Source organism: Pseudomonas sp. W22_MBD1_FP4 (genome assembly GCF_052113765.1).
GTDB classification, from domain to species: domain Bacteria; phylum Pseudomonadota; class Gammaproteobacteria; order Pseudomonadales; family Pseudomonadaceae; genus Aquipseudomonas; species Aquipseudomonas sivasensis.
In genome coordinates this window covers 236,572-249,216 of record NZ_JBGQOI010000007.1, presented here as the reverse complement: position 1 = coordinate 249,216, position 12,645 = coordinate 236,572, and the positions used below count along the sequence as shown (strand labels likewise).

At 60.5% G+C, this 12,645-nt stretch carries 11 protein-coding genes, 1 tRNA gene and 1 pseudogene; 5 read left to right on the top strand and 8 right to left on the bottom strand.

Annotation, left to right across the window (positions count from 1 at the left end; genetic code table 11):
• Position 1: 1 nt before the first annotated feature.
• A tRNA-Glu gene (locus tag ACEN2T_RS12190) sits at positions 2–74 on the bottom strand.
• A 359-nt stretch (positions 75–433) separates the two neighbouring features.
• Here ACEN2T_RS12190 and ACEN2T_RS12185 point away from each other — a divergent pair.
• Together ACEN2T_RS12185 and ACEN2T_RS12180 are read left to right on the top strand one after the other, a co-directional pair.
• Complete coding sequence (locus ACEN2T_RS12185) at positions 434–1,204, top strand: hypothetical protein (RefSeq protein ID WP_032889225.1); 771 nt, start codon at positions 434–436, stop codon at positions 1,202–1,204.
• 99 nt (positions 1,205–1,303) lie between these two features.
• On the top strand, positions 1,304–2,116 hold the full coding sequence (locus ACEN2T_RS12180) for an alpha/beta fold hydrolase (RefSeq protein WP_442116796.1): 813 nt from the start codon (positions 1,304–1,306) through the stop codon (positions 2,114–2,116).
• 36 nt (positions 2,117–2,152) lie between these two features.
• Here the strand turns inward: ACEN2T_RS12180 and ACEN2T_RS12175 are convergent, their stop codons facing one another.
• The 4 genes and pseudogenes from ACEN2T_RS12175 to ACEN2T_RS12160 all read right to left on the bottom strand — a co-directional run bounded on the left by ACEN2T_RS12175 (position 2,153) and on the right by ACEN2T_RS12160 (position 6,612).
• Positions 2,153–2,995 carry a methyl-accepting chemotaxis protein gene (locus ACEN2T_RS12175; RefSeq protein ID WP_442116799.1) on the bottom strand — a complete coding sequence of 281 codons (843 nt, stop codon included), beginning with the start codon at positions 2,993–2,995 and terminating at the stop codon, positions 2,153–2,155.
• An 18-nt stretch (positions 2,996–3,013) separates the two neighbouring features.
• A pseudogene (locus ACEN2T_RS12170) lies at positions 3,014–3,211 on the bottom strand (HAMP domain-containing protein); the annotation flags it as partial.
• A 1,024-nt stretch (positions 3,212–4,235) separates the two neighbouring features.
• The gene (locus ACEN2T_RS12165; protein ID WP_442116795.1) at positions 4,236–5,648 is read right to left on the bottom strand and encodes an aminotransferase-like domain-containing protein; all 1,413 of its coding nucleotides are present in this window, start codon (positions 5,646–5,648) and stop codon (positions 4,236–4,238) included.
• Between the two features lie 202 nt (positions 5,649–5,850).
• The gene (locus tag ACEN2T_RS12160; protein WP_122680085.1) at positions 5,851–6,612 is read right to left on the bottom strand and encodes an SDR family oxidoreductase; all 762 of its coding nucleotides are present in this window, start codon (positions 6,610–6,612) and stop codon (positions 5,851–5,853) included.
• A 227-nt stretch (positions 6,613–6,839) separates the two neighbouring features.
• On the opposite strand from ACEN2T_RS12160, the gene ACEN2T_RS12155 reads away from it, so the two are divergent.
• Entirely contained in the window at positions 6,840–7,847 is a 1,008-nt protein-coding gene (locus ACEN2T_RS12155; protein ID WP_095184270.1) for an NADP-dependent oxidoreductase, read from the top strand.
• A gap of 59 nt (positions 7,848–7,906) precedes the next feature.
• Here the strand turns inward: ACEN2T_RS12155 and pyrF are convergent, their stop codons facing one another.
• Positions 7,907–8,605, bottom strand: a complete 699-nt coding sequence (gene pyrF / locus ACEN2T_RS12150; protein WP_017734306.1) for an orotidine-5'-phosphate decarboxylase — start codon at positions 8,603–8,605, stop codon at positions 7,907–7,909.
• Positions 8,606–8,864: 259 nt separating this feature from the next.
• On the opposite strand from pyrF, the gene ACEN2T_RS12145 reads away from it, so the two are divergent.
• Both ACEN2T_RS12145 and ACEN2T_RS12140 read left to right on the top strand, forming a co-directional pair.
• The gene (locus ACEN2T_RS12145; RefSeq protein WP_095184333.1) at positions 8,865–9,629 is read left to right on the top strand and encodes a response regulator; all 765 of its coding nucleotides are present in this window, start codon (positions 8,865–8,867) and stop codon (positions 9,627–9,629) included.
• Positions 9,629–10,666, top strand: coding sequence for a sensor histidine kinase (locus ACEN2T_RS12140; RefSeq protein WP_095184269.1), 1,038 nt, complete (start codon positions 9,629–9,631; stop codon positions 10,664–10,666). The genes ACEN2T_RS12145 and ACEN2T_RS12140 overlap by 1 nt, the downstream gene beginning before the upstream one ends.
• Here ACEN2T_RS12140 and ACEN2T_RS12135 read toward each other — a convergent pair.
• The gene (locus ACEN2T_RS12135; RefSeq protein WP_032889210.1) at positions 10,663–11,724 is read right to left on the bottom strand and encodes an AI-2E family transporter; all 1,062 of its coding nucleotides are present in this window, start codon (positions 11,722–11,724) and stop codon (positions 10,663–10,665) included. The genes ACEN2T_RS12140 and ACEN2T_RS12135 overlap by 4 nt on opposite strands.
• Before the next feature lie 72 nt (positions 11,725–11,796).
• Positions 11,797–12,615, bottom strand: coding sequence for a DUF4892 domain-containing protein (locus tag ACEN2T_RS12130; RefSeq protein ID WP_442116794.1), 819 nt, complete (start codon positions 12,613–12,615; stop codon positions 11,797–11,799).
• Positions 12,616–12,645 lie beyond the last annotated feature (30 nt).

The following is a 12,645-nucleotide window of genomic DNA, read 5'->3' as shown; positions in this document are numbered from 1 at the left end:
GCGTCCCCTAGGGGACTCGAACCCCTGTTACCGCCGTGAAAGGGCGGTGTCCTAGGCCACTAGACGAAGGGGACACACGTACAACATTCACTACTCAACGCGTTTCGCTGTGTGCTTTACGCTTTAAGTGGCGCGCATTCTATGGATGGATTGGGGGATCGTCAACCCCCAAGGATAAATTTATTAAAATCAATGACTTCGCCCGCGTTTACCAGCCGTTGCGAGCATTCTGCCCGTCCGCACCTTGACGCCTATATTCTGGCACCCGACAAGACGTTATAGTTCGCCCTGGCAAATAATGGCAATGTGCATCTACGCAGGGATGCTCTTGTCTATATAGAAGAAACTACCCGGGCAGTTGGTCGATCAGCCCTATCCGATAGCCGGCCCAGTCACTACACTCCATTGCAAACCCTATAAAGAGGTCACACCGGTGACACCACTCATGATCACCCTGCTGGTAATAGCCGGGATCGTAATACTGATCGCCATTGGCTATATGAACCACGTGGTGGAAAACAACAAGCTGGAAAAGCAGCGCGTCCAGATCGAGCTTAACGATCGCCTGCGCCGTTGCGGTGAGATCACCGAAACATTCCCAGGCCAACTGATGACCCCGGCGCTCAAACTGTTGTTGACCCGCCTGGAGCTCAACGTGAACCAGCGCCTGTTGAACCTCAACAAGACCAGTGCTCCTATTAAAGCGCGCATCACTGAGCTGAACACACTGGTGGCCCAGGGCGAATCGATCCCGGTCAACAACCCCCCGGCACCGATCCAGACCGAAGCCAAGGCCAAGGACGTGCGCTTCCTGCTGGAAGCCCTGCACGGCCAGGTCACGCGCGCAGCCCAGGACGGTTTCCTACCCTCCAACGAAGCCAAGCATTGGATCAAAGAAATCCGCCATATCCTGGTGCTGCTGCACATCGAGTTCTTCAACAACCTCGGCCAGCACGCGCTGCAGCAGGGCCAACCGGGCCAGGCACGCCTGGCCTTCGAGCGTGGTGTGCAGTACCTGCGCAAACAGCCGGAGCCGGTACTCTACAGCGCCCAGCTGCAATTGCTGGAAGGCCAACTGGCCCGCGCCAACTCCACCGTGCTGGCTAACAGCAAACAGGCCGCAGAAGAGGTCAACGAACTGACCCAAGGCATGAAAGAAGTCGACGCCGACGCCGAGTGGAAGAAGAAAGTCATCTACGATTGATCCTCGCAAAATAATAGGTGCCATCATCCTGGCACCTATCCTCCGCCCCCCGACTAGCGTAAAAAAGTGCGCCTCACTCCGTGAAGTCAGAGGCCTGCTATGCCTATCGCCGTCATTGATGGACAACCCCTGCACTACCTCGACCAAGGCACCGGCCCGGCCGTGCTGCTGGGCTCCAGCTACCTGTGGAACCGCGACATGTGGGCACCGCAGATCGAAGCCCTGTCGCAACAGTACCGTGTGATCGTGCCCGAGCTATGGGGCCACGGTGAATCGGGCCAACTGCCCACGCAAACGCGCTCCCTCGACGACCTCGCACGCCAGACCTTGGCCCTGCTGGATCACTTGGCTATCACGCAGATCAACCTGGTGGGCCTCTCGGTCGGCGGTATGTGGGGCGCGCGCCTGGCGTTGCAGGCCCCAGAACGCATCAACAGCCTAATACTGATGGACACCTACCTCGGCGCCGAGCCCGAGGCCACGCGCCAGTATTACTTCTCGCTGTTCAAGATGATTGAAGACGCCGGCGCCATTCCCGAGCCGTTGCTGGATGTGATCGCACCGATCTTCTTCCGCCCGGACATCGACCGCGAATCAGCGCTGCACCAGGACTTTCGCACGTCACTGCGGGCCTTTTCCCGAGAACGCCTGCTGCAGAGCGTCGTGCCCTTGGGCCAGTTGATCTTCAGCCGCGACGACGTGCTGGAGCAACTACCGCGCCTGGACGCCGATACTACTTTGGTGATGTGCGGCGAGCAGGACAAACCTCGTCCACCCGTCGAATCCAAGGAAATGGCCGAACTGATTGGCTGCGCACTGACGTTGATTCCAGACGCAGGGCATATCTCCAGCCGGGAGAACCCGGACTTCGTCAACGAAGCGCTGCTGACCTTTCTCGCAAACCACGCTTGATCGCCCTCCCCTTTGATCGCAGCCTCGGTGCTGCGATCAAAGGCGGAAATGCCCCACCATCCCCTTGAGCTCCGCCCCCAACTGCGCCAGCTGGATACTCGATGCCGCATTGCCCTGCATGCTCAACGCCGATTGATCGGCACTCGCACGAATACTGGTGACGCTACGGTTGATCTCTTCAGCCACCGAGCTTTGTTCCTCAGCGGCAGCGGCGATCTGCTGGTTCATCTGCTGGATCAACGACACCGCCACCGCGATGCTGCCCAGGGCGCTCTCGGTTTCCAGGGCATCGCTGACCGCCAGCTTGACCAGCTCACCGCTTTGCTGGATCTGCTGCACCGATGATTGCGCCGCGCTGCGCAAGGTGCTGACCAACCGCTCGATTTCTTCGGTCGATTGCTGGGTACGCTTGGCCAGCGCCCGCACTTCATCGGCCACTACCGCAAAGCCACGGCCTTGCTCACCCGCACGGGCAGCCTCGATGGCCGCGTTCAGAGCCAGCAAGTTGGTCTGCTCCGCCACGCTTTTGATCACGCCCAACACAGTCCCAATGTTCTGGATTTCGGCACTGAGGCTCTCGATGCTCGCACTGGCACTATTACTGGAAGTGGCCAGCAACTCGATGCGCTGCAAACTCTGGCGCACCACTTGCTGACCGCTGTCGACCTTGTCATCCGCGGTCTGCGCGGCTTGCGCGGCCTCTTCAGCGTTGCGCGCCACATCATGCACCGTGGCGGTCATCTGGTTCATAGCAGTGGCCACCTGCTCGGTTTCCTCCTTCTGGCTGCTGACCTCGACATTGGTTTGCTCGGTCACGCTGGAGAGCGACTGCGCCGAGCTGGCCAATTGCTCGATACCGGCCTGCAGGCCGCTGACCATCTGGCTCAGGCCGCTGCCCATCTGTTGCATCGCCTGCATCAATTGGCCGATTTCATCACGACGACTGACCTCCATACGCCCGCTCAAATCCCCGGCGGCAATCTGCTGCGCCACCGCGATCACACTGCGCAGCGGCGCGACGATCAAACGGGTAATCACCCACGCTGCAATCAGCCCCACCAGCAAAGCCAGGGCCGACGAGACGATGATCAACATCGCGTTTTTTTTCAGTTGTGCCTGCATCGACAGGTCTTCGGCGTCATAGGCCTGGTTGACCCGGCTGACCACTAGGGCCGCCCGGTCATGCAGTTGTTTGTAGACCACTTTTTCCTGGGCCAACAGGCCGGTGTATTCACCCAGCTTCTCGCTGAACGCGGCAATGTGCCCGGAAACTTCATTGAGCACCGTCTGATAACCGGAGTCCTTGACCGACTTCTTCAGTTGCTCGACTTGAGCAAGAGCCTGGTCAGCCTGCTCGATCTTGCCTTGCTCGGCATCCTCAGCATCCACTTTGCGGCTCTGGTCCAAGCGTACGTGGGCTTCGTTCATGGCCTGCAACATCAAGCGCGACACCTGACTGACCTGACCAGCCTGCTCGATAAACTCGGCGCCCTCCTTGCCCTGGCTTTCCTTGAGGCCATAAGCCCCGTCGTCCGCCAGGCCGGCCTGCAACACGTCCAGGTTGTTCGCCACGCTGGACACTGACCAAGTGGCCATTTCCAGCGCCAGATCCTTGGTCTGGGTCAGCTCGACAAACTCATCGAACGCCTGGCGGTAGGCGACCAAGGCCTGCTCGACGTCAGTCATCACCGGCACATTCGCCGCAGACTGTGCCTTGAGGGCGGCGGCCTGGGCCGCCAAGGCGTCAACGCTTTCATGCAGGGCGTCGACAGCCTTGGGGTCGGCGTGCAGCGCGTAGTCCTGCTCGATCAGGCGTACCTTGAGCAAGCCGCTGTTGAGAGAAGACATGGCCTTGAGCCCCTCGAAACGCTGGCCAACGGTCTGCAGGGACCACACGCCGATAGCTGCTACCAACGCCGTCAGCAGCAGCACCAGCATGAAGCCCAAACCCAGTTTTTTCGCCATACCGAGGTTGGCGAAACGTCGTTGCACGCCTGAAATCATTGCACTTGAATCCTCTTGCAATGGCAGATGCCATCAAGCCCGATTGACATCCAGCGAGATTCGCAACCACAAGGCACTGAGCACAAGACGTTGGCGCCACAATAATGGCAAAAAGCTACACGCTCGTCGTTTTCAGAATGGTCGAGGTCGATCTGGTAGGCCCCATGGCACGGAACAATGCCAAAGCCCGTGGATCAGTTGCATAGGCCACATTGATGCGCAGCCAATCACAGGGCTCCGCCGTTGGGCTGAACAACGCCCCGGGAGACAACAACACTCCCAGACGTCGGGCACACCTCTGCAACAGCGAAGGTTGCGCCTCCCCCGGCCGCGCCCACAGGAACATGCCTCCGGCAGGCACCGCGAACACCTCCCACTCCTCGTCTTCCAGCACTTGCAGGGTGGCTCTCATTTCAGTGCCCAGTCGCTTGCGCAGGCGCTGTACCCATTTACGATAGGCGCCATTGGCCAATAGCGTAGCAACCACTGCCTCGGCAAACCGCGAGGTGCCGAATCCGGTCAAGGTCTTGAGGCTGGCCAGTTGCGTGATGATCGCCGAACTGGCAGTGAGATACCCCACGCGCAACGCACTGCTCAAGGTCTTGGAGAAACTCGCGACATAGATCACCCGGTCATCATGGGGCAATGCCGCGAGCCGTATGCAACTGGCATGTTGCAGGTCGCCGTAGACGTCTTCTTCAATGATCAGGAAGTTTTCGCGGTGCGCCAGTTCCAGCAAACGCTCGGCCACCTCGCGGCACAGACTCGTCCCGGTGGGGTTGTGATAAAGGCTGTGGATGAACAGGCATTTTGGCCGATGGTCTTGTAGTAACGCTTCCAGGGCCAGGAGGTCGGGGCCGCCTTGGGTACGCGGCACCTCCAGCAGTTGCACACCCTGGAACGCCAATTGTTGATAGAGGTTGCCGTACCCCGGGGTTTCGACCACCACGCAATCGCCGGCCTTGAGCAGCGTGCGTATCAGCAGGTCCTGGGCATGGCCAGCGCCCGCGGTAGTGAGGATGCAGTCCACGCTGGAGGGGATATGAATCTGAGTCAGGCGCTTGGCCAGTTGCTCGCGCAACGCGGGTAAACCTAAGGGCGTGCTGTAGTTGAACAGTGCTGCAGTGTCGGTGCGGGTAACTTCACGGATTGCGTAACTGATGTCATCGCTTTCGCGCCAGGCGTCTGGCAACCAGCCGCAGCCCAGTTTCAACTCGCCCAGCGGATTATCGGCAAAGGCCCCCCATTCGCGCTCCGCCCCTTCATACCAATTGCCTTCGTGGGAGACGGCTGGCTGGGCCACTACAAATCCCGAGCCTTGCCGGGGGGCCAGCACTCCCTGGGCGACCATCCGTTCGAATGCTTCGATCACGCTGGATTGGCTGAGCAGATTATCCCGAGCCAGTTGGCGGATGGAGGGCAAGCGTGTGCCGGGGCTTACCTCGTCCTTGCGAATCCATTGCGCCACTGCACTGACAATTTGCTGCACCACCGGTACAAGGGCTTGTCGATCAATCCTTAAATCCATGAGCCACTCACTTCAACTGTCTGTTATCAACCCGAAGAGTTAAGCACAGAAGCCGTTGACTGCCGGTCACACAAATTTATTAAAGTATTGATTTAATTGAATTATTTACCTACTGACACATATTCGGTCGCGGCGTTTTGCCAGCTCTGGAAAAGCCCCACATCCCCCCAAGACGTTTTCGAATAGAGGGCGACGCGAGGTCCTAGATCGCCGTCGCGCCACCGTCCACCGCCAAGGCGTGCCCGGTGGTGAATGCGGCGCCATCGCTGCATAGGTAAAGCACGGCGCTGGCGATTTCTTCTACTTTGCCGATACGCCCAACCGGGTGCATGGCGGCGGCGAATTCAGCCTTGCGGGGGTCGGCCTCATAGGCACGGCGGAACATGTCGGTGTCGATCACCGCCGGGCAAACGGCGTTAACGCGAATTTTCTTCTTGGCGTACTCAATGGCCGCCGATTTGGTCAGGCCGATCACTGCATGCTTGGAGGCCGCGTAGATGCTCATCTTCGGCGCCGCCCCCAGGCCCGCGACCGACGCCGTGTTGACAATGGCCCCGCCGCCTTGGGCCAGCAACAGTGGCAATTGGTACTTCATGCACAGCCACACGCCTTTGACATTGACGCCCATGATGGCGTCGAACTCATCCAGGCTGCCGTCCGCCAGCTTGCCCTTCTCAATCTCGATGCCGGCGTTATTAAAGGCGTAGTCCAAGCGGCCATAAGCGCCGATGGTCTGCGCCATCAATTGCTGCACATCCGCCTCCTGTGTGACGTTGCAGCGTACAAACAACGCCTCGCCACCGGACTGATGGATCAGCGCGACAGTGCCCTCGCCGCCCTCCACATCCAGGTCGGCAACGACGACCTTCAAACCTTCGGCGGCGAACGCCAGCGCGGTGGCGCGGCCAATACCGGCGGCGGCGCCGGTCACCAAGGCAACTTGGCCGGAAAACGTCATGCTCATGGGGAATGTCCTATGGGAGAAATAGCCGTGGGCCGAGTCTAGCCAACACTGACACTGGCGCGTCAGCACTATCAAACGCCCGGTTAGGGCTGCATGAGTACCAGTGATAAGTACACCCTGCGCACTATCAACGCAGCCTATCGACCAGCATTCGCGCCTTCAGCCGGCCTTGCCCCCGACCCGCTCAAGGTCTATCACTCATGCTCCACTTCTTAAGAGTCTCTGCCATGACTGCCCAGACCAACCGCCAATTCCTGCTCGCCAAACGCCCGGTCGGCGCGGCGACGCGGGAAACCTTCACGTACCAGGAAGTACCGGTGGGCACACCCCAGGACGGGCAAGTGCTGGTACGCAATGAATACTTGTCCCTCGACCCGGCCATGCGTGGCTGGATGAATGAAGGCAAGTCCTACATTCCGCCCGTCGGTATCGGCGAGGTGATGCGCGCGCTCGGCGTGGGCAAGGTGATTGCCTCGAACAACCCGAAATTCGCGGTCGGCGACTACGTGAATGGTGCCTTGGGCGTGCAGGATTATTTCCTCGGCGAGCCGCGCGGCTTCTACACCGTCGACCCAAAGCTCGCCCCTCTGCCCCGCTACCTTTCTGCACTGGGCATGACCGGCATGACCGCCTACTTCGCGCTCCTGGACACCGGCGCGCCCAAGGAAGGTGAAACCGTGGTCATTTCCGGTGCAGCCGGCGCCGTGGGCAGTATTGCCGGGCAGATCGCCAAGCTGAAAGGTTGCCGCGTGGTCGGCATCGCCGGTGGCGCTGACAAGTGCAAGTTTCTGGTAGACGAATTGGGCTTTGATGCAGCCATCGACTACAAGAACGAAGACGTACCCGCCGCCCTCAAGCGCGAATGCCCGAAGGGCGTGGATGTGTATTTCGATAACGTCGGCGGCGACATTCTTGACGCAGTACTTAGCCGCCTGGCGCTGAAGGCGCGGGTGGTGATTTGCGGCGCCATCAGCCAGTACAACAATAAGGAAGCCGTGAAAGGCCCGGCCAACTACCTGTCACTGCTGGTCAATCGCGCGCGGATGGAAGGCTTTGTGGTGATGGATCACGCGGCGAATTTTGCCGCCGCCGGGCAGGAAATGGCCGGCTGGATGGCGCAGGGCAAGCTCAAGAGCAAAGAGGATATTGTCGAGGGCCTGGAGACGTTCCCGGAGACGTTGATGAAGTTATTCAACGGCGAGAACTTTGGGAAATTGGTGCTTAAGGTCAGCTGACACACTGCATAGCAAATGTGAGAAGGGGCTCGCTACAGCAAGCCCCGTCCCCATTCGGATCAGGCGATCTCGGCAACGACCGCCGCCAACGCCTTGGCCGGATCCGCCGCTTGGCTGATCGGGCGACCGATCACCAGGTAGTCAGAACCTGCATCGAGTGCCTGACGCGGGGTCAGGATACGGCGCTGGTCATCCTGGGCGCTGCCCGCCGGGCGGATCCCCGGGGTCACCAATTGCAACGACGGATGGGCGGTCTTCAAGGCCTGGGCCTCCAGCGCCGAGCACACCAAGCCATCAAGGCCGGCTTTCTGGGCCAGGGCTGCCAGGCGCAGTACCTGCTCCTGAGGCTCGATGTCCAGGCCGATACCGGCCAGGTCTTCGCGCTCCATGCTGGTCAGCACGGTCACACCGATCAGCAGGGGTTTAGGGCCGCTGCGCTGTTCCAGCACTTCGCGGCAGGCGGTCATCATGCGCAGGCCGCCGGAGCAGTGCACGTTGACCATCCACACGCCCATTTCGGCGGCGGCCTTGACCGCCATGGCGGTGGTATTCGGGATATCGTGGAATTTCAGATCGAGGAACACTTCGAAGCCTTTGTCACGCAGGGTGCCGACGATTTCTGCGGCACAGCTGGTGAACAGTTCCTTGCCGACCTTGACCCTGCAAAGCTTGGGGTCCAACTGGTCAGCCAGCTTCAGTGCGGCGTCACGGGTGGGGTAATCCAGGGCGACGATGATAGGAGTCTGGCAGACGGACATTGGAATGGGCTCTCAGGCAAGTCGAAATCGGCGCGGATTGTAGCGCAAGCAGCGGCGTTGCGGGATCCGATGATCGGTAAATACTGACCAACCGGCATTTGGCGGGCCTTTCGGGCAAATATTTCAAAGCTGATACATTCACGACATGCCCCCAACACGCCCCACCGCTAGCCTCGCCCGCACGACCCAACGACCAGCACTTCCAGCCATGGGGCTGGGCGCCTATGCTGACCGCAACAACCAGGCAGATGATCGCACTATGCAGACCCCTTTTGTCCCAGTGAACGACGAACAAAAAGGCGCGGTGACCGCCGATGACAAGCGCTGGAATACCCGCGCGCTGATCGTCGACGACGATGTGCCGATTCGCGAACTGCTGATCGACTACCTGGCACGCTTCAATATCCTCGCCACCGGCGTCACCGACGGCGCCGCGATGCGCCTGGCCATGCAAGCCGAAACCTTTGACGTGGTGGTGCTCGACCTGATGCTGCCAGGCGAGGACGGCCTTTCGCTGTGCCGCTGGCTGCGCTCGGAGTCGGATATACCGATCCTGATGCTTACCGCCCGCTGCGAACCCACCGACCGCATCATCGGTCTGGAACTGGGCGCCGACGACTACATGTCCAAGCCTTTCGAACCCCGCGAACTGGTGGCACGTATCCAGACTATCCTGCGCCGAGTGCGTGATGACCGCACCGAACAGCGCGCCAATATCCGTTTCGACAACTGGCGCCTCAATAGCGTGTTGCGCCAACTGGTGGCGGACGATGGCCTCGTGGTGCCGCTGTCCAACGCCGAGTTTCGTCTGTTGTGGGTGTTTATCGAGCGCCCGCGGCGGGTGTTGAGCCGTGAGCAATTGCTGGATGCCGCTCGTGGGCGATCCATCGAAGCGTTTGATCGCAGCATCGACTTGCTGGTGTCGCGCCTGCGTCAGAAACTGGGGGATGACCCCAAGGCACCACAGTTGATCAAAACTGTGCGGGGCGAAGGCTACCTGTTTGACGCGCGGGATATCGGTTGATGCGTGCCGCCTTCAATACGCTGTTTGGTCGGCTGTTCGGCGTGTTGCTGGTGGCGATTGTGCTGGCCCATGTGCTGGCGATCTGTTGGTTTCGTTATTACGGTCCTCCCCCGCCACCGCCTCAGGAAGCCTTTGTCGAACAGCCTGACGGCACTATGACGCAACGGCATAAGGAACATCGCCGCCCGTGGTTTGGTGGCCCGCTGGTCCCGCTGACGTTCCAGTTCATCTGCCTGATCATTGCCGCCTGGTACGGCGCCAAGCTGCTGAGCCGGCCGATCCAGCGTCTGAGCGAAGCGGCCGAGCGCCTGAGCCTGGACCTCGACAGCCCGCCGCTGGATGAGTCCGGCCCGCAGGAAGCGCGCAAAGCAGCATCGACCTTCAACCTGATGCAACGGCGTATCCGCGAACAGGTCAGCCAACGCGCACGTATGCTCGGCGCCGTCTCACATGACCTTCGCACTCCGCTGTCACGCCTCAAGCTACGCCTGGAACAGATCGACGACACGAAGTTGCAGGGCCAGATGCGCCAGGATCTGGACGACATGATCAACATGCTCGACGCCACCCTGAGCTACCTGCATGAACAACGCACCAGCGAAACACGGCATTGGCTGGATGTGCAGGCGTTGGTGGAATCACTGAGTGAAAACGCCCAGGACCAGGGCTCCGATGTGCAATTCGCCGGCACTTGCGTTCCGTTGCAGGTGCAACCGATGGCCCTGCGCTCCTGCTTGAACAACCTGATCGACAATGCCTTGCGCTATGCCGGCACGGTGCGTGTTGAACTTGAAGACAGCCGCGAAGCCCTGATCATCCGCGTGATCGACCACGGCCCTGGGATTGCCGCCGATATGCGCGAGGCGGTGTTTGAGCCCTTCTTCCGCCTGGAAGGTTCACGCAACCGCAACTCCGGTGGCGTAGGCCTGGGGATGACGATTTCCAAGGATGCCGCTGAGCGCCTCGGCGGCCGCCTGAGCCTGGAGGAGACCCCAGGCGGCGGTTTAACTGCAGTGATGTGGTTGCCCAGGGCTTAAAGAGGCTTGTCTTCGCGTCGCCCTTGAGCTTGTGTCGCGCTCCAATCCATCAACAGGCTGTAAGCCACTGCCAACAAGGTCGGGCCAATAAACAGGCCGATAAAACCAAATGCGATCAAGCCGCCGAACACCCCGAGCAACACGATCACCAACGGCAGATTGCCGCCACGGCTGATCAGGTACGGCTTGAGCACGTTGTCCACGCCGCTGATGATGAACGTACCCCACACGCCCAGGAACACCGCGTAGGTGTAATCGCCCTTCCAAGCCAGCCACGCCGTGGCCGGGATCCACACCAGCGGCGGGCCCATGGGGATCAGGCTGAGCAGGAAGGTCACGATCCCCAGCACCAGGGCGCCCGGCACGCCGGCAATCCAGAAACCGATCAGCGCCAGCAATGCCTGGGCAGCAGCGGTGCCGATCACGCCGTTGACGACACGTTGCACGGTACCTGCAACCAGTTCGATGTAATAACCGGCGCGATCACCGATCAAGCGCTCCAACAGGCGATGCACGAACATCGCCAACCGTGGCCCATCGCGATAGAAAAAGAACACGAACACCAGGCTCAGTGTCAGCTCAAGGATACCGCCGCCGATCTGTGCACTGCGCGCCAGCAGCCAGTTCCCCACTTGGCCCAGGTACGGCTTGATGCTGACCATCAGCGCCGCACCCTGCTCGTCAATGCTGTTCCACATCCCGACCAATCGCTCACCCACAAAGGGAATTGAGCCCAGCCAGTTCGGTGCCTCGGGCAGCCCGTCTACCTGGATATCCTTGATCAACGCCACCGCATCGCGCACATGGTCCGCCAGGTTGAATCCCAGCCACACCAGCGGCACCGCCACCAACAGCATCCAGCCCAGCGTCAGGATGCCGGCAGCCAGGGATTCACGGCCACCCAACCAGCGCGTCAGCAGCACCATCAGTGGCCAACTGGCGAACGCCAGAACGGCGCCCCAGAACAGCGCCGACCAGAACGGCGCCATCACCCAGAAACTGGCACCAAAGAGCACCAGCAGCAGGATTTGCACCAGCAGGCGATCGTTATTGAGCATGGGGTATCTCGGAAAAAAGGCTGTAGGAAGAAAGCTTAGGCGAACGGCTCGGGTCCGTTCCCCTTATATGGGTCAGCGTATCAGATGCAGGTGCAGACCTTTGGTTTCACCGGTTCCGGTTTCAAGGCGCGCAGCGCGCACGCCTTTTTCGACCAAAGCCTGGCGCCAGACTTCGGCGTGGGTGCCGGTCAAGCTGACGCGCAGGGTGGTATCGAGGTTCAAGCCACGGGAGATGAGGGTCAACCAGGTGTCGTCAGGCTCGGCGCCCAGCGCTGGGAAATCCAGTTCGCCGGTGCTTTTCAATTCGCGCAAGAGGGTCGCGGAGGTGGGCAGCAGGTCACCCAGCGGTGCGCTGGCGTCCAGTTGTTCCACATGCAGATAGGCACGGCGGTTGCCTCGGGTGATGCCGTACAACGCCACCAAGGAATTGTCCTGCGGTGCGGCCAGACGCAACAGCAGGTATTCCTGCTGGCCATCGGCGCCGACCAGCTTGGCGTTGCCGAACACCTCATTGGCCCACAGGCTGCTCTCGCCGCAGTCGCGGGCCTTACACCAGAACAACAGCTGTGCACCCTTTGCCTGCAATGCTTCGCGGGTCGCGGTGAACGCGGCGCTGGAGCTGTGTTCAGCGGGCAGTTCATAGGTGATGGCGGTGGTTTGGCCCCGGGCGGTGGCCTGGCCTTCATAGCGCAGTTGGCCACTGATCTTGCGGATCGCACCCATGGGATAGATGCGTTCTTTTTCTTCGGCGGGACGGTAATCGACAATTTGTGCGTCGACCTGTCGGGCCACGGTGGGCAGGTCCTGGCTGCCCGGCAGGTCGGCGGCGAATACCATTGGGCTGAGCAGGCTCAGCCCCAGGATACGGATACATCCGTTACGCACGCTCATAAGCTCAAAAAGCCCTGGCCATTGGAGGTC